Raw genomic sequence first — 15,683 nt, 5'->3', positions numbered from 1 at the left:
AGTAAATATGTTCTTGCATGACGTAAAGATCGGCACGAAATTATTTCTGGCGTTTGGGTTCTTTATTGTCCTGATGGGGATAAGCGCGAGTTTATCTCTGTTGAGCCTTAACCGGGCGAATAACGGGATGCAATCCATTATCACCAGCGATTATCCAACAACGGTAAAAGCGAACCAGTTAATTGAAAACTTCCAGGAATTTATTGGCACCCAACAGCTCATGTTGCTGGATGACCAGGGCAAGTACCGGGAGCAGTCAGAACAGAAGCTGAAGACGATCAGCGAGCGTATCACCCTGATCCTCGGCGATCTAAACAAGGCCTTGCAGGATAAAGCGTCCCAGCAGGTATTGTCCGATATCAGCGGGGTACGCCAGCAATATCTCGATTCCCGCTATCGCATCCTGCAGGCGGTGCAGAACAACGATCGGGCGGGGGCGATTCAGGAGATGATGACCAACACCCTCAGCCTGCAGCAGGCCTACAAGGCAAAAGTGCAGGAGCTGATTGCCATTCAGGACAAAGAGATGCAGCGCGCAGGCGTGGAGGTGAACGGCGATTTCAGAAGCAACCGCCTGCTGCTGATCCTGATCACCCTGTTCAGCGTGGCGGTAGGCAGCCTGATGGGGTGGTTTATCGTGCGCTCGATTACCCGTCCGCTGGGCCAGGCGGTCAATATTGCCCAGTCCATTGCTGATGGCGATCTCACCGGCAGCATCGCGTCACACGGTAAAGACGAAACCGGTCAGCTGCTCACTGCGCTGATGGAGATGAAAAACCGTCTGCTGGAGATTGTGCAGCAGGTGCAGTTCGGCTCGGAAAATATCTCAACCGCGGCGGCGCAGATTGTGGCGGGTAACCAGGATCTGGCTGCACGAACGGAAGAGCAGGCCAGCTCCGTGGAACAGACAGCAGCGTCGATGGAGCAGATCACCGCGACGGTGAAAAATACCGCCTCGCACACCGGTGAAGCCACCAGCCTCTCTGCGGATGCGGCCAAAGTGGTTAAAAATAACGGCGAGATGATGAAGCAGGTGACCAGCAAAATGCGCCTGATTAACGAAACCTCCAACCGGATGTCCGACATCATCAACCTGATCGACTCCATTGCCTTCCAGACCAATATTCTGGCGCTGAATGCGGCGGTAGAGGCGGCTCGTGCGGGTGAACATGGTCGTGGTTTTGCGGTCGTGGCCGGTGAAGTTCGCCAGCTGGCCCAGAAGAGCGCCACCTCTGCCAGTGAAATCCGCCAGCTGATTGAAAGCTCCACCAGCCAGACCCAGGACGGGATGGCGCTGGTGGAAAAAGCCAGCGGACTGATTAATGGCATGGTGGGTAACGTCGAGGAGATGGATGTCATCCTGCGCGAGATCCGCCAGGCAAGCCATGAACAGACGGAAGGGATCTCGCAGATCAACAGTGCGATTGGCCTGATTGACGCCACCACCCAACAGAACTCCGCCCTGGTGGAAGAGTCTGTTGCGGCGGCCTCATCCCTGAACGAGCAGGCGCTGAACCTGAAAGATCTGGTGAAAGTGTTCCGCGTTCGCGCAGAAGCCACCGCTTAATCCATCTGGGAAATTTCCAGCGCCGCGCGGTCGATCACGCCGATAATCTGTTTGATCTGCGCGTCGCTGGTCTCTTCCTGATTCACCTTCAAATCCAGCACGGCCTTGAAGTTATCCAGCGCCCGCTTCATCTGCGGGTTTTTACGCAGCTGGAACCCCACGCAGCGCGCTTTAACGCGCTCCTGAATGTGCTCCAGATGCTCCAGGTTTTCATCCAGCCACTGCTGCCCGGCAAGGGTTATCTCAATCTTTTTACGCCCGTTCTCCTCTTCCGTGAGGGTGATGAATTGCTGATCCTGCAAAAAATCGAGCGTCGGATAGATCACGCCCGGGCTGGGGGTGTAGTTGCCCTGAGTCAGGGTCTCAATCGCCTTTATCAGCTCATAACCGTGGCTGGCGTTGCGGGTCAGGATATCGAGGATCACCAGCCGTAATTCGCCGTGACCAAAGAACCGCTGACGGCGTCCGCCGCCGTGATGGTGTTCGCCGCCCCGTCCGCGGTGCGCGTGAGGGTGGTTGTCGCTGCCATGAGAGTGTCGCATCGTCTTTCTCCGTAATTTTGATATATCTAATTTATATCTAAAATTCGTTAAGTAGCAATGCTGACAGGGGTTGTTTATTTAATTTATTGATATTTAACGCTTTAAATTTTGTTTTTATCCCCGGAGTGCGCAATCGCAGACTATATCAAAAAAATTCTTGCAATCCGGTTTAATAGCAATCATTATCATTTGACTTTCATTTTAGATATATCGTTTTCACTTTCACGAAGGCAAATTATGACAACTCCCCGCTACCCCCAACGTGTCCGTAACGACCTGCGCTTTCGCGAGCTAAACGTGCTTCGCGTTGAGCGCGTGAGTGCCGGTTTTCAGCGTATCGTGTTAGGCGGCGAGGCGCTGGAGGGCTTCAGCTCCCGCGGCTTCGACGACCATACCAAAGTCTTTTTCCCGGAAAAGGGATCAACCTTTGTTCCACCGGTGGTCACGGATGAGGGCGTGGACTGGGGTGACGGCGTGCGTCCGCAGGCGCGGGATTACACCCCGCTGTATGACGCGGCCCGCCATGAGCTGGTACTCGATTTCTTTATTCACGACGGTGGGGTAGCCAGCAACTGGGCTGTGGACGCAAAGCCGGGCGATACGCTCTCCATCGGCGGCCCGCGCGGTTCGCTGGTGGTGCCGGAAGATTACGCCTGGCAGCTGTACGTCTGCGATGAGTCGGGTATGCCCGCGCTGCGCCGCCGTCTGGAGGCCCTGCGCGCGCTGCCGGTGCGCCCGGAGGTGCATGCCGTGGTCACCGTGGGCGATGCCGCCTGTCAGGACTACCTGGCGCATTTAAGCGAGTTCAACATCACCTGGGTGGTGGGACATAACGAGCAGGCGGTGGCAGATCATCTGGCAACGCTCAGCGTGCCGGCGGAGGATTACTTCATCTGGCTGACCGGGGAAGGGAAGGCGGTGAAAAACCTGAGTCGCCTGTTTGAAACCGACGCCATCGATCAGAAGCTGGTGCGTGCCAGCGCTTACTGGCACGCCAAATAATCAGGCCACGTCGTCGAGCTGCGCTTCGCTGACCTGATGTTCGAGCGAGGCGCGCACCTCGTGCAGGGCCTTCTCCTGCTGGGCAAAGTAGGCTTCCATATTGCTCAGCGAGGAGACCAGCAGCCAGGACTCCTCTTTTTCCAGCTCCGCCAGCTCGCTCACCAGGGTGTCGATCTGTTCCCGAACCTGGGCCATCTTTTTGCGAATTCGCGTCAGATCGTTTAGCCTGTCGCTGGCCATCATCGGCTCCAGCCCCTGATGCAGACGGGCCACCAGCGAGCGAATCGCTTTCACGTCGCCACGCTGCTTCGCCTGGTTCAACTGCACCATCATGGCGTTCGCCTCTTCCTTCAGATCGTCAGCCACCAGATCCGGGTGACAGAGCTTGCTCGCCTGGCGCCAGAGCCGTTTTAACTCGTTCTGATCTTCTTCGGAGAGGTCTTTGCCCTTGCGCAGGCGGATCTCTGCTTCATGCTGCTGCTCGCGGTATTTTTCGTACTCGTCGTTGGCCTCGTCCCGCGCCTGGCGGGCAGGCTCCTCTTCGCGGGTCAGGCCCGTTTCCAGCTCCTGGGCTTCGGCCAGCAGGTTGGCAATCAGGTTGCTTTGCTGCTGCAGGTGCTTGCGCGCCGTGGCGGCCTGCACCGAGTCGGCGGGCAGATCGCGCCAGTGTCGGGTCAGGGTGGTCAGCACCTCCACCGCCTGGGCGACATACTGCTGACAGCGGCGATAGTCCGCTTCCCGACGGCGCGCCTCTGCCTGCTGGCGGCGCAGATTCAGCTCCGCCAGGGTTTTGCGCAGGGCGAGGATCTGGCTCATCAGCGGGCCAAGACGGGTGAGATAAAGGTCGTTGAATTCATCCAGCTGCTGAACGCGGGCGTTACGGCGATCGATGAGATCGCGCAGGCGCTCTTCCAGCGCTTTCAGCTCCAGCTTGCTGGCGGCCAGCTGTGGATCGCGCCAGGGGGTGACGGCACGCTGGCTTTGCAGCCATGCAGTAATGGCCGCCATCGCCCGGGTGTAGTTTTTTTGCTCAAGCGCCACGACGATCGCCAGCAGCTCATCGTCAAAGGCTTCGCTTTTTAACCGTGCCAGCTGACTCTCGATGATGTCGTCATCTTCCAGTTCAATGGCATTTTTAATGATTTCCAGCCGTTTGATCGGTGTGCTCATGATGCTTTTCGCTTTTGCGCTTAAGTATTTGAGTTAAGGATAGTTGTCAGGAAAACAACAGGGAATAATACACATGTCTGATGAATGGCGCGACGGGGGAATGCGTTAATTATGTATCTGAGGAGGCGATGACCTCATATATTTGAATAACCACTCTGGAGAAAATGGAAACTGGGGAGCAACCGCGTCTCGGGCGTCGGGTCCGGCGGAGCTTAATAACGTCCCCGAAGAGTTAAATATGATCTCATCTAAAACAACAACTGTTCGTGAATACGCCGCTCATGCCCTGGAAAACATAACGGCCTTTGCCCGGTTCGTGAGTTATGCGGAAGTTCTTACTCAGTCAGACACGTTATTTGAAGGTGATAACCACAAAGCAGAATATCAGCAGGTCTGGTTCGAGCTGGAAATCCTTAATGCTCTGGCTTTATCCCAGTGGGAAGAGGACGGGTGCCCTGTTAACTGGAAAGCGCAGTGGGACTCCGACTATAAACACGATGCTGCTCATCTGACGAAAACGCTTCTGAACCTGTTGCAGTAGCGTCACGCCTCCGCCCCCCTGAACTACTACTTTTCGCAGTTTTTCATAAACCCTGCTTATAGTTACTCAACGGTATTTTAACGATTCTGAATTATCTTTTGTGGTCAAATATTTCGCTTAAGTAACATAAAATGAAATTTTATGTCTAAGTTGTAGGTGGCTAATGGCGAAAAGTGGAGAAATTGCGTTATCTGTCGATAAGCTTGTAGATAGTATTAGCTCTACGTAATATGCATTAGAATATTCAGTAAACAAATATTAGCGTCAGCTAAGGCGAGAGGGGGAAAGGGGGATGATGGTTAGTAACCACTCACTCCTTTTGCGTGTTCTTACTCCCACAACACTGTTGTCCCTGGCAAAGTCATGCAGGAAACAAAAATACTGACTTGTGAATCACGAGTAATACCATGAAAAATTATGATGATTTGCAGCGTTTTAAGGATAAAACGCGCACGGGTGACATTAACTTCAAGGACCTGTCGGCGCAAAACAAACAGGCGTCGAACAGCGGCTGGGCGATTATCAACCAGCTCGCAGGTGTGGACAGTGATGCGGCGCTGGCTAAGGCTGGCAGCGTTGCGGTGCCCGTGCCGCAGGCTGTGAAACCCGGCGAACTGGATGCTGCTTTTGCCAGCCTGACGAAGACGCCTGCGGCAGAGCCTGTCGGTTCAGCCCCGTCTATCCTGCAGAGCCTGAGTCATGACAAGGCAGAGAACGCGGCGCAGACGCAGCGTCATCCGGCGGCCCCTTCTCTGTTTGAACAGCTGCACCCGGAGGCGACGCCCCACGCGAGCGTGAAAGAGACGCCTGTTGCGGCGGCACCTTCCGCATTCCATCCCGCACCTGCGCTCGCGCCAGCACCAGCACCTGCTCAAGCAGTGGCCCCGCTGCATGCGTCAGCACCAGCACCTGCTCAAGCAGTGGCCCCGCTGCATGCGTCAGCACCAGCGCAAGCGCCTGCTGAAGCAGTGATCCCGCCGAAACCGGCGGAGCCGGTGCGCTTTGATCAGCTGTTCGCGACCAAAACATCCGGGCGCGCCAGCCATCCGGTGAAAGATCTTCCGTTACAACCGCTCCTGGAGAAAATCGCTTCATGCCGTTAGTGTGTATTTGCTCGCCAAAAGGCGGAGTAGGGAAAACCACGGTCACGGCCAACCTCGCTTATGCTCTGGCACGTTCCGGCAATAAAGTGCTGGCCATTGACTTCGATGTGCAGAACGCACTGCGTCTGCATTTTGGCGTGCCATTGTCTGACGGGCGCGGCTACGTTGCGCGTGCCAATGAGTCGGCAGACTGGAGCCAGTCGGTGTTGACGGCGGGCAGCAATATGTTCGTCCTGCCCTATGGCGAAGTGACGGAAGAGCAGCGCCTGATCTTTGAGCATAACCTCACCAGTGACAGCAATTTCCTGGCGCGAGGCTTAAGCTCCCTGCTGAACTATCCGGGGCTTATCATCCTGGCCGATTTCCCTCCAGGGCCGAACCCGGCGCTGAAGGCGATCTCCCCGCTGGCCGATATGCATCTGGTGACCCTGCTTGCCGACACGGCTTCACTGTCCCTGCTGCCCCACATTGAAAACCACCGGCTGACCGGCGGCGAACCGCCAAATAACAAGGCCGGATACTATTTCCTGGTGAACCAGAGTGACAACCGGCGGCATATCAGCCGTGACGTCACTGCCTTCTTACAGCAACGCCTCGGTGACCGCCTGCTTGGTGTGATCAACCGGGATGAAAGCGTGCCTGAGGCCAATGCCTCACAGCAATCGATACTGGATTTCAGTGCCACCTCAGCGGCGGCGTTTGATATCGAGCTGGTGAGTAAGCGTATCGCAGGTATTTTGGGTATCCAGGTAGGGGACGGTGCCGTGCACGCCAATCTGAGAACCTCCGGTTTCTGACGACAATTTCAGGACGTCCTATGAAAAAGGCGCTGTTTTATCTACTGCTATTGGTCTTAGCACCCATCGCCGTATTAATTATTATCACCCCAATGGATAGCCAGAAGCAGTATATCTTCGGCTTAATCAGCATTGGGGCGCTGCTGCTTTTGAGCTTTAGCAAACATCATCGGGTATCAGTAATAATGATGGTGGTGGCGGTATTAATGTCCACCCGATATATCTGGTTCCGTGCCACGCAGACGCTGCACTTTAATTCCGAAATAGAGGCCATACTAGGGATCGGGTTATTTCTTGCCGAACTCTACATCTGGATAGTCATTATTCTGAGTTATCTGCAAAACCTGTTTCCTCTTGAGCGCAAGATTGTGCCGCTGCCCGAGGATATGTCGCTGTGGCCGACGGTGGATATCTATATCCCGTCCTACAACGAAAGTCTGGACGTGGTGCGCGATACCGTGCTGGCCGCGCAGTGCCTGGACTACCCGGCAGACAAGCTCAAGATTTACCTGCTCGATGACGGTAAGCGCAACGAGTTCGCGGTGTTTGCTGCCAACGTCGGGGTAGGGTACATCACGCGTAACGACAACTCCCACGCCAAAGCGGGTAACCTCAACCACGCCATGAAGCTTACCAAAGGCGAGCTGATCTGCGTCTTTGACTGCGACCACGTGGCGACACGTATCTTCCTGCAGGCGACGGTGGGGGCCTTCCTGCAAGATCCGAAACTGGCGCTGATGCAGACCCCGCACTACTTCTACTCGCCCGATCCGTTCGAACGTAACCTCTCTGCGGGCCGCGATATTCCTAACGAAGGCCAGCTGTTCTACGGGCAGATCCAGCGCGGAAATGATAACTGGAATGCCACCTTCTTCTGCGGCTCTTGTGCGGTAATCCGTCGCAGCGCGTTAGAAGAGATTGGCGGCTTTGCGGTAGAAACCGTAACCGAAGATGCCCACACCGCGCTGAAGATGCAGCGTCTGGGTTGGAAGTCGGCCTATCTCAATATCCCGCTGGCGGCAGGGCTGGCCACCGAGCGTCTGGTGGTACACGTCATTCAGCGTACCCGCTGGGCGCGCGGCATGACGCAGATTTTGCGTGTCGATAACCCTCTGTTTGGCCGTGGCCTGAAGTGGCAGCAGCGTCTTTGCTATCTGAACGCCATGCTCTCGTTCCAGTTTGCGCTGCCGCGCGTGGCGTTCCTGACTGCGCCGCTGGCTTATCTGCTGTTCAACCTGAACATTATTCACTCCTCGGCGAGCCTGATTTTCGCCTATATGTTGCCGCACCTGTTCCTCTGTATTTATGTGAACTCGCGGGTCAACGGGCGTTTCCGCTACAGCTTCTGGGGGGAGATCTACGACCTGGTGCTGGCCTTCCACCTGGTGTTGCCGACGGTAATTACCTTGATCTTCCCGAAACGCGGCAAGTTCAACGTAACCGATAAAGGCGCGCTGCTGGACGTGGGCTATTTCGATTTCAGTATCGTTCGTCCGCATCTGATCATTGCCGTGTTGCTGGCAGCAGGTGTGATTGCCGGTATTGTGCGTGCCGTGGGTCATGACTACTTCGGGGTGGACCCGATGGTTATCGCCCTTAACGTCGGCTGGGGTGTCTACAGCCTGATCTTCCTGCTGGCCGCCATTGCCGTGGCGCGGGAGACGCGCCAGACGCGTAAAACCATCCGTATTGATGCCAACGTGCCGGTGGTGATCCACTACGCCAGCGGGATCTCCTCGCGCAGCCATACCCTGGATTTATCCATGGGCGGCTGCCGTATTGCGGTGGTGGACGAGCGTCACAAGACCGATGAAATCGAAGAGATTGAGCTGCAGCTACAGTCCGGGGCCATCAGTATTCCGGTAAGCGTGATTGCGTACGATGAGCAATACATTCGCCTGATGTTTGACGAAATCCCGCTGGACCGCCGTCGCGAACTGGTGCGCGTGGTACTGGCCCGTGCCGATGCATGGATCAACCCGCCAAAACCGCAGGACAACCCGTTCCGCTCGTTGTTTATCATTGTTCGCAGCGTATTCGATCTGTTCTGGCTGACCTGGAAAGACCGTCGTGAAAAGCGTCGTCATCGCCATGAGAACGCACGCCGCGCGAATAAAGCCAACGAGGATACTGCTGTATGAAAGGGATGACCCGTAAAGCACTGCAGATGCTGCTGATGTTTGGCGTGCTGGTGCAGCCAGTGACGGCGGAAGAACAGACCACCGTGGAATCGTTGCTGCCGGTGGATCTCCCGCCGCCGGTGACGGACGCATCGCAGCCCGCTGCGGATACGGTGCCTGCTGCTGATGCAGCGCCTGCTGCGGCCGACGCGGCCCCGGCCACGTTGCCGGCTCCCGACACGCTGCCCGCGTTCCAGACTCCGCCGGTCGCGGAAACGACGCCAGCACCTGAGGCCGCGCCAGTACCCGAGGCCGCGCCAGCGGCCCCGACGGGTATCACCCCCGGCACCACCAGCAGCATCACCGTTGCCCAGATGGGGCAGCCGAACGGCGTGGTGTTGAGCGGCGGCCAGTTGCAGGGCGGGATCGATTTTACCCTCTCGGCAGACCAGGTGATCACCAACGCGCAGCTGGAGTTGAACCTGAAGGTCTCCCCGGCGATGGCGGCCCGCAACACCACCCTGCAGCTGATGCTCAACGGCCAGCCGCTGGGGACGGTGCCGCTCGGCTCCGCCGACAGCAATGTCTCAAGCTATCAGCTGGATGTTCCGGCGGCGATGGTGGTATCACGCAACAACATCAGCTTTAAAATCAACGACGGCGATGCGCTGCTGTGCCAGCGCGATCTGTCCGACAGCTATCAGGTCACCATCATGCCGAACACGCGGCTGGATCTGGAGGCGCAGCAGTTGAACATTGCTGCGGATCTGAGCCATTTCCCGCGCCCGTTCCTTGATGAAATGCAGATGACGCCGACCACGCTGACCTTCGCGTTCCCGGCCAAAACTCTGCCGGAGCAGGTAGGCGCCGCGGCGCTGATCGCCTCCTGGCTGGGTATCGAAGCGGATTATCGCGGCATCGCCTTCGATGCGTTACATGACCAGCTTCCCGAGAAAAACGGCATCCTGTTTGGTAAACCGGGCGAGTCCATCGGCGGGTTAACCCTGCCAGCCTCGAACGGGGCTACGCTGCAGGTCGTCGATAACCCGGCCAACCCGATCTACAAGCTGCTGCTGGTGGTGGGCAATAACGAACAGCAACTGAAAAGCGCCGCGTGGCGTCTGACCCGCGGGCAGTTCACCGCCCAGACCACCAGCCTGCCGGTTGAAGCGCAGAATATCCCGGTCAGCAAACCTTATGATGCCCCGCGCTGGATCTCGACCGATCGTCCGGTGCTGCTGAGCGAGCTGATGCGTAAGGATCAAAGCCTGACGGTAACCGGCATCTGGCACGAACCGCTGACCCTGGCATTCCGTGCCGCGCCCGATCTGTTTATGTGGGATGGCGACACCATTCCGCTGAAAGTGGGCTATCGCTTCCCGACTGAAAGCTGGATTGACGAGCAGCGTTCGTACCTGTCGATGACCTTCAACGGCGCGTTCCTGCGCAACCTGCCGGTCAACAAACAGGGGCTGCTCGAATCCCTGTGGCATAAGCTCGGCGGTGATGCGCGTCAGGAGAATGTCGAGGTGCCGCTGGAGCCGTACCTGATTTACGGCGACAACCAGCTGCAGCTCTATTTCAACATCCAGACCAAAGAGGCCGCGCCGTGCAGCGTGCTGCTCAATAACAACATCAAGAGCCGTATCGACGAAGACTCAAGCATCGACCTGAGCAAAACGCGCCACTTTACGTTGCTGCCGAATCTCTCTTATTTCGTCGGCGCCTCGTTCCCGTTCACCCGTCTGGCAGACTTCTCGCAGACGGTGCTGCTGCTGCCGGAGAACCCGAGCGAAAGCGAGATCAGCACGCTGCTGGATCTCTCTGCCCGTTCCGGGAACGCCACCGGCACCGCGCTGAACAACAACCGCGTGATGTTTGGCCTGCCGTCCGGTGGGGCGAACCTGCTGCGCCTGAGCCAAAGCGACGTGCTGGCGGTCTCCTCGCTGGATCAAACCGCCTTTAACCGCGCCCTGCTGGCCCAGTCGCCGTTCGTCAGCAACGAGCACACCTTTGGCGTGCGCGAACCCAAACTGTGGGAAAAAGCGCAGCGTCTGCTGGAGGGCGACTGGAATGCGTCAGGCGTCGATGCCGACCGCTACTTCTCGTCGAACGAATCCTGGCGCGGTTTTGTCAGCTTCCGCTCCCAGTGGAACCCGGAACGCCTGGTGGTGATGGCGATCGGCAGCGACGACGCTCAGCTTTCGCGTCTGCATACCGATCTTAACTCCGCCCGCATCAACGCCGGGATCCGCGGCGATACCGCGATCATCACCGATGAGAACGGCGTGCGCAGCTTCCGCGTTGGCCCGCAGTTCCCGAGCGGCCAGATGCCCTGGTACATGATGGTGGTGTGGTATGCCACGCAGCACTCCGCCATGCTGGCGATTTTTGGACTGCTGTTCGCGACGATTATTGGCCTGAGCCTCTACTCGTTACTGAAAAAACGCGCGTACAAACGTCTTAACCCACAGGATTCAGATCGTGAGTAAGGGTGGTAACACTATGCAAAATAAAAACAAAACCGCCGGACATCTGCCTGTAATTTGCCTGTTCAGCGGGCTGGCGATCGGGGGCATCCAGGGTGCCCAGGCGGCGGATGCCGCGCAGTCGGCCAATAACCCGGCGCTGAAAGCGTTATTTGATCAGGCCAACTACTGGCACGAAAAGTCTCACGACAATCTGGCGATGGAATCGCTGAAAAAAGTGCTGATGGTGGATGCCAACAACACCCAGGCGTTGTACCTGATGGCGCTCTGGTCGCAGCAGGCTGGCGACATCAAAGGGGCGGCCCAGTGGCGCGAGCGCTTAACGGCGGTCTCGCCGCAGGATGCGAATTTACAGGCGCTGGATAACGCCAAACAGATGCAGCAGGTGCCGCGCGGTCAGCTGGAGCTGGCCCGTCAGCAGGCGCGCAGCGGCAATGTTCCCGCCGCGCTGGCCACCTGGCAGAGCCTGTTTACCGGCAACCAGCCGCCGCCGAGCCTGGCCCCGGAATACTATCTCACCATGGCGGGGGATAAATCCCTCTATCCGCAGGCGGTGAGCGAGCTGCGCCAGCTGCGCGTTCAGTATCCGCAGGATAACAACGTCAAAATCGCGCTGGGCAAAGTGCTGACCTATCAGGAAAGCACCCGTCGCGAGGGGATGAACATCCTGCAGGATCTGGCGAGCGGCAGTCAGGACGCGGATAAATCCCTGCGTCAGGCCCTGCTGTGGCTGGGGCCGCAGGCGGGCGACGAAGCCTATTACCAGACCTACCTCCAGCGCCATCCGAACGATACCGCGGTGCAGGATTACTACCGCAAGAGCATCGGCGGCGCGGCTAAAGGTGAAGGCTATGTGGCGCTGAACAGCGGCAATACCGATACCGCCCGCAGCCAGTTTGAGCAGGTGCTGAAGGCTAACCCGGAAGATGCCGATGCCCTGGCCGGGATGGGTTATGTGGCCTTACGCAAGGGCGACTACGCCGCGGGCGCACAGTACCTGAACCGCGCGGCCAGCCTGGGAGGAACGGCCTCTGAGGAGCGCAAGCAGCAGGCGCAGGACGCCGAATTCTACGGCCAGCTGGCGCAGGCGCAGGCGGCCTACAAGCAAGGCAACGTCAGCCAGGCGTTGGCTCTGAGCGCACCCCTGACCCAGCGCAGCGGCGAGCAAGGGGCAGCGGCGAAGCTGTTCCGGGCCGACGTCCAGCGACATAACAAAGACTACACCGCGGCAGAACAGACGCTGCGCGGCCTGCTGAACGAGCAACCGAATAACGGCTCGGCGCGGGAAAACCTCTATTACGTCCTGCGCGAGCAGAACAAAACCGCCGAAGCCCAGGCGATGTTGCAGACCCTGCCCGCCAGCCTGCAGGCGAGGCTGCAGCCGCGTGTCTCTGGCGGTAACCCGACCGATCCGCTGCGTCGTCAGGCGCAGCAGGCGGCGGCCAACGGCGATCCGCAGCGTGCCATCGCCCTGTTACAGCAGGGTACGGCCCGCTATCCGTCCGATCCCTGGCTGCGCCTGGATTTAGCCCGTCTGCTGCAGAAGCAGGGGCGCAGCGCAGAGGCGGCCAACGTGATGATGCCAGCGTTCCGCCCGAACGCCAGCAACAGTGAACTCTATGCTGCTGCTCTGTTCGCCAGCGAAAATAACGCCTGGCAGCAGTCGCAAACGCTGCTGTCGCGCATTCCGGCCTCCAGCCAGAACGGCGATATGCGTGAGCTGTCGCAGCGGGTGAATTACAACCTGCAGATGGACGTTGCGGAGCGCTATCTGGCGCAGGGCGACCGGACCGCGGCGGCTAACACCCTGAAAGCCCTGGCGGCGCGTCCTCCACAAAGCCCGGCGGATGCCGGCAAGCTGGCGCGAATGCTGGCCCAGAGCGGCGATGTCACCACCGCGGTGAGCGTGGTGCACGACAACATGCGCCACGGCGTGCAGGGTAACGCCGGGGATTATGCCGATCAGGTTGCGGTCCTGAACCAGGCCGGACTGGGCAGCGAAGCCCAGGCCTGGCTTGCCAACCCGGAACTGCAGTCGCGCAGCACCCCGACCCAACTGGCGAGCATTCGCAATGGCTACGTGATCAACGAAGCCGACCGTCTGCGCGTGCAGGGCAACTACGCGGCGGCCTATGACAAGCTGATCCGCGCCATGCAAAACGATCCGCAGAATACCGATCTGATGTTTGCCATGGCCCGCGTTTATCAGTCCGGCAAGATGAACAAAGAGGCCGGGGTGGTCTATGACTACCTGATGACCCGCGACACGCCGCAGCAGGATGCGCGCGCCGGGGCAATCGATGTGGCGCTGGCCAGCAACAACGTGGATAAAGCGAAGCAGCTGACCGCCGGGCTGACCAACGACAGCACCCCGGAACGGTTGCTGCTGCTGGCCCGTGTCTCCGAGGCCGAAGGCAACCACCAGCAGGCGATGAGCTATCTGCGCACCGCGCGCGGCAAGCTGCTTGGCCTGCAAAACAACAACGGCGAAACGGCACCGATGCTGGGTGGTCTGGCCCTGGCCGACAACCCGTTTGTCGGCACCTCCAGTACGGGCGAGGCGTCGCCGTCGCTCTACGGCCAGGCCATGCCGTGGCAGGTGGCGCAGCTGGCGCGTAATCCAGAGACCGCCCCACCGGGCACTATGCGTACCGATCTGCCGGTAGAGACCGCTCAGGCGGGCACGCTGCGTCAGGTGGATAACATGATGGAGATGCTGGTCGATAAAACCGCCACCTGGGCGCGGGGATCCACCTCCCTTCGCGCGCGTGACGGCGAAGAGGGGCTGAGCAAGCTCACCGAGATCAAGGCGCCGCTGCAGTGGTCCACCGTGCCGTTTGGCGATTCGCGTCTGGATGTTAACGTGACGCCGATCAGCCTCGATGCCGGAACCTCGTCCGATGAATCCAGCCGTCGGTTTGGTACCGGGGCGCTGATTCAGGGCGTCGTGGCCGAGGAGCTGTATAACGCCTCCACCACCACGCCGCCTGAGCTGCCGAACATCGACAAAATCAAGGTGCCGTCACAAGGCTCGCAAAGTGCGCAGGGCGTTGAAGTGGCGATGGCGCTCACTGGCGAGCAGTACAAAATTGATGTCGGCTCCACGCCGCTGGGCCAGGATCTGAACACCCTGGTGGGCGGCGTACAGTGGTCGCCGCAGCTGACGGATTACCTCAAGCTGATACTGACCGGCGAGCGTCGCGCGGTGGTGGACAGCCTGCTGTCGTATGTCGGGGTGGAAGACAAATACAGCGGCAAGAAGTGGGGCCAGGTCACCAAAAACGGCGGTAGCGCTCAGCTGAGCTACGACAATACCGATGCGGGCTTCTACGCCGGATTTGGCGTGTATGACTACATCGGGGAAAACGTGCCGAGCAACACCAGCGTCAACGGCTCGGCGGGGGTCTATTTCCGTCCGTTCTATGCTGCCGATCGCGAGTTAAAAGCCGGCATCAACATGAACTACATGAACTTCGACAAAAACCTGAGCTACTTCAGCTACGGTCAGGGGGGCTATTTCAGCCCGCAAGACTATATCAGCGTCTCCTTCCCGGTGGATTACACCCAGAAGTTCGACAACTGGAAGCTGGGCTTAGGGGCGTCGGTGGGGTATCAGTCCTATTCGCAGGATGAGAGCCCGTACTTCCCGACGGATAAGGCCATGCAGAACCAGCTGGAAGATTACGTGGCCCGTGGGTTCGCCAAAGAGGACCATTACAAAGGCAGCAGCGAGAACGGCCTGGGATATACCCTGCGCGCGTCAACGGATTACAAACTGAATAAAGACATGACCATCGGCGGGCAGGTGGGGTATGACACCTTTGGTGATTACAACGAAAGTACCGCGAGCCTCTACTTCCGTTATCTTCTGGGGAATAAGTGATGAATGACCAACAGCTTTTGCAGTATTACCAGCATCAACAGACGCAGTCCGGTTGGTTTTCGCTGATCCACGTGATGATTGAGAGTATGGTAGCGAACGTCGGCGAAGCGCAGAGCCGCTCGTTCCTCGTGCAGATGGGCGACTCGCTGGGCGAGCGTTTCCCGCTGGCGCTGGCCCACACGGTAGGGGAGCTTGAAGCGCAGATCAATGCCCGGCTCGCAGCCTTTAACTGGGGCTATATTGATATTGATGCCAGCGAGACGGCGATCCGCATCGCGCATACCGCGTTACCGATTCCGCCAGAAGAGTCAAAGCAGATGGCGTGGAACCACGCTTTCAGTGCGGTGCTGGAGGGGCTGTACGCCCGCTGGCTGCGCGAGCAGGGCGGAAAATCACACGTATCACTGTGGCGGGAGGCATCCCCCTCGGCTACGGTTATCCATTTCAGATATCAAAATAATCAATAAGG

11 protein-coding genes are annotated in these 15,683 nt (G+C 58.4%); 9 read left to right on the top strand and 2 right to left on the bottom strand.

Going from position 1 to position 15,683, the window contains the following annotated elements; translation table 11 throughout:
- Positions 1–7: 7 nt before the first annotated feature.
- Positions 8–1,567: a methyl-accepting chemotaxis protein gene (locus ACF8PE_RS05005; RefSeq protein WP_032614275.1), complete on the top strand. Its 1,560-nt coding sequence runs from the start codon at positions 8–10 to the stop codon at positions 1,565–1,567.
- Here the strand turns inward: ACF8PE_RS05005 and ACF8PE_RS05000 are convergent.
- Positions 1,564–2,109 carry a PadR family transcriptional regulator gene (locus tag ACF8PE_RS05000; RefSeq protein ID WP_032614273.1) on the bottom strand — a complete coding sequence of 182 codons (546 nt, stop codon included), beginning with the start codon at positions 2,107–2,109 and terminating at the stop codon, positions 1,564–1,566. The genes ACF8PE_RS05005 and ACF8PE_RS05000 overlap by 4 nt on opposite strands.
- Before the next feature lie 237 nt (positions 2,110–2,346).
- On the opposite strand from ACF8PE_RS05000, the gene ACF8PE_RS04995 reads away from it, so the two are divergent.
- Positions 2,347–3,111, top strand: a complete 765-nt coding sequence (locus tag ACF8PE_RS04995; RefSeq protein ID WP_032614270.1) for a siderophore-interacting protein — start codon at positions 2,347–2,349, stop codon at positions 3,109–3,111.
- On the opposite strand, the gene ACF8PE_RS04990 is transcribed toward ACF8PE_RS04995, so the two are convergent.
- Positions 3,112–4,281 carry a DNA repair protein gene (locus ACF8PE_RS04990; RefSeq protein WP_148569610.1) on the bottom strand — a complete coding sequence of 390 codons (1,170 nt, stop codon included), beginning with the start codon at positions 4,279–4,281 and terminating at the stop codon, positions 3,112–3,114.
- 238 nt (positions 4,282–4,519) lie between these two features.
- On the opposite strand from ACF8PE_RS04990, the gene ACF8PE_RS04985 reads away from it, so the two are divergent.
- The 7 genes from ACF8PE_RS04985 to bcsD all read left to right on the top strand — a co-directional run bounded on the left by ACF8PE_RS04985 (position 4,520) and on the right by bcsD (position 15,681).
- Positions 4,520–4,822 (top strand): hypothetical protein, encoded by a 303-nt coding sequence (locus tag ACF8PE_RS04985; protein ID WP_032614266.1) that lies wholly within the window; start codon positions 4,520–4,522, stop codon positions 4,820–4,822.
- A 407-nt stretch (positions 4,823–5,229) separates the two neighbouring features.
- Positions 5,230–5,925, top strand: a complete 696-nt coding sequence (gene bcsO / locus ACF8PE_RS04980) for a cellulose biosynthesis protein BcsO (protein WP_032614265.1) — start codon at positions 5,230–5,232, stop codon at positions 5,923–5,925.
- Positions 5,916–6,722 carry a cellulose biosynthesis protein BcsQ gene (bcsQ, locus tag ACF8PE_RS04975; RefSeq protein ID WP_032614263.1) on the top strand — a complete coding sequence of 269 codons (807 nt, stop codon included), beginning with the start codon at positions 5,916–5,918 and terminating at the stop codon, positions 6,720–6,722. Before bcsO ends, bcsQ begins: the two co-directional genes overlap by 10 nt.
- 20 nt (positions 6,723–6,742) lie before the next feature.
- Positions 6,743–8,863 carry a UDP-forming cellulose synthase catalytic subunit gene (gene bcsA, locus ACF8PE_RS04970; RefSeq protein WP_117386367.1) on the top strand — a complete coding sequence of 707 codons (2,121 nt, stop codon included), beginning with the start codon at positions 6,743–6,745 and terminating at the stop codon, positions 8,861–8,863.
- Positions 8,860–11,334 (top strand): cellulose biosynthesis cyclic di-GMP-binding regulatory protein BcsB, encoded by a 2,475-nt coding sequence (gene bcsB / locus ACF8PE_RS04965; RefSeq protein WP_186279167.1) that lies wholly within the window; start codon positions 8,860–8,862, stop codon positions 11,332–11,334. The genes bcsA and bcsB overlap by 4 nt, the downstream gene beginning before the upstream one ends.
- A 13-nt stretch (positions 11,335–11,347) precedes the next feature.
- Complete coding sequence (locus ACF8PE_RS04960) at positions 11,348–15,214, top strand: cellulose synthase subunit BcsC-related outer membrane protein (protein ID WP_392494656.1); 3,867 nt, start codon at positions 11,348–11,350, stop codon at positions 15,212–15,214.
- Positions 15,214–15,681, top strand: coding sequence for a cellulose biosynthesis protein BcsD (bcsD, locus tag ACF8PE_RS04955; RefSeq protein WP_032614257.1), 468 nt, complete (start codon positions 15,214–15,216; stop codon positions 15,679–15,681). The genes ACF8PE_RS04960 and bcsD overlap by 1 nt, the downstream gene beginning before the upstream one ends.
- Positions 15,682–15,683 lie beyond the last annotated feature (2 nt).

This window comes from Leclercia sp. GLN_9, from assembly GCF_043105735.1.
GTDB lineage: Bacteria > Pseudomonadota > Gammaproteobacteria > Enterobacterales > Enterobacteriaceae > Enterobacter > Enterobacter adecarboxylatus.
This window is presented reverse-complemented; position numbering and strand designations above follow the sequence as displayed.

Excerpts from the sequence above, each read along its gene's own strand:
- ACF8PE_RS04960 (WP_392494656.1), top strand. The coding sequence starts at position 11,348 with ATGCAAAATAAAAACAAAACCGCCGGACATCTGCCTGTAATTTGCCTG.
- bcsQ (WP_032614263.1), top strand. The coding sequence starts at position 5,916 with ATGCCGTTAGTGTGTATTTGCTCGCCAAAAGGCGGAGTAGGGAAAACC.
- bcsD (WP_032614257.1), top strand. The coding sequence starts at position 15,214 with ATGAATGACCAACAGCTTTTGCAGTATTACCAGCATCAACAGACGCAG.
- ACF8PE_RS05000 (WP_032614273.1), bottom strand. The coding sequence starts at position 2,109 with ATGCGACACTCTCATGGCAGCGACAACCACCCTCACGCGCACCGCGGA.
- bcsB (WP_186279167.1), top strand. The coding sequence starts at position 8,860 with ATGAAAGGGATGACCCGTAAAGCACTGCAGATGCTGCTGATGTTTGGC.
- ACF8PE_RS05005 (WP_032614275.1), top strand. The coding sequence starts at position 8 with ATGTTCTTGCATGACGTAAAGATCGGCACGAAATTATTTCTGGCGTTT.
- ACF8PE_RS04985 (WP_032614266.1), top strand. The coding sequence starts at position 4,520 with ATGATCTCATCTAAAACAACAACTGTTCGTGAATACGCCGCTCATGCC.
- bcsA (WP_117386367.1), top strand. The coding sequence starts at position 6,743 with ATGAAAAAGGCGCTGTTTTATCTACTGCTATTGGTCTTAGCACCCATC.
- bcsO (WP_032614265.1), top strand. The coding sequence starts at position 5,230 with ATGAAAAATTATGATGATTTGCAGCGTTTTAAGGATAAAACGCGCACG.
- ACF8PE_RS04995 (WP_032614270.1), top strand. The coding sequence starts at position 2,347 with ATGACAACTCCCCGCTACCCCCAACGTGTCCGTAACGACCTGCGCTTT.
- ACF8PE_RS04990 (WP_148569610.1), bottom strand. The coding sequence starts at position 4,281 with ATGAGCACACCGATCAAACGGCTGGAAATCATTAAAAATGCCATTGAA.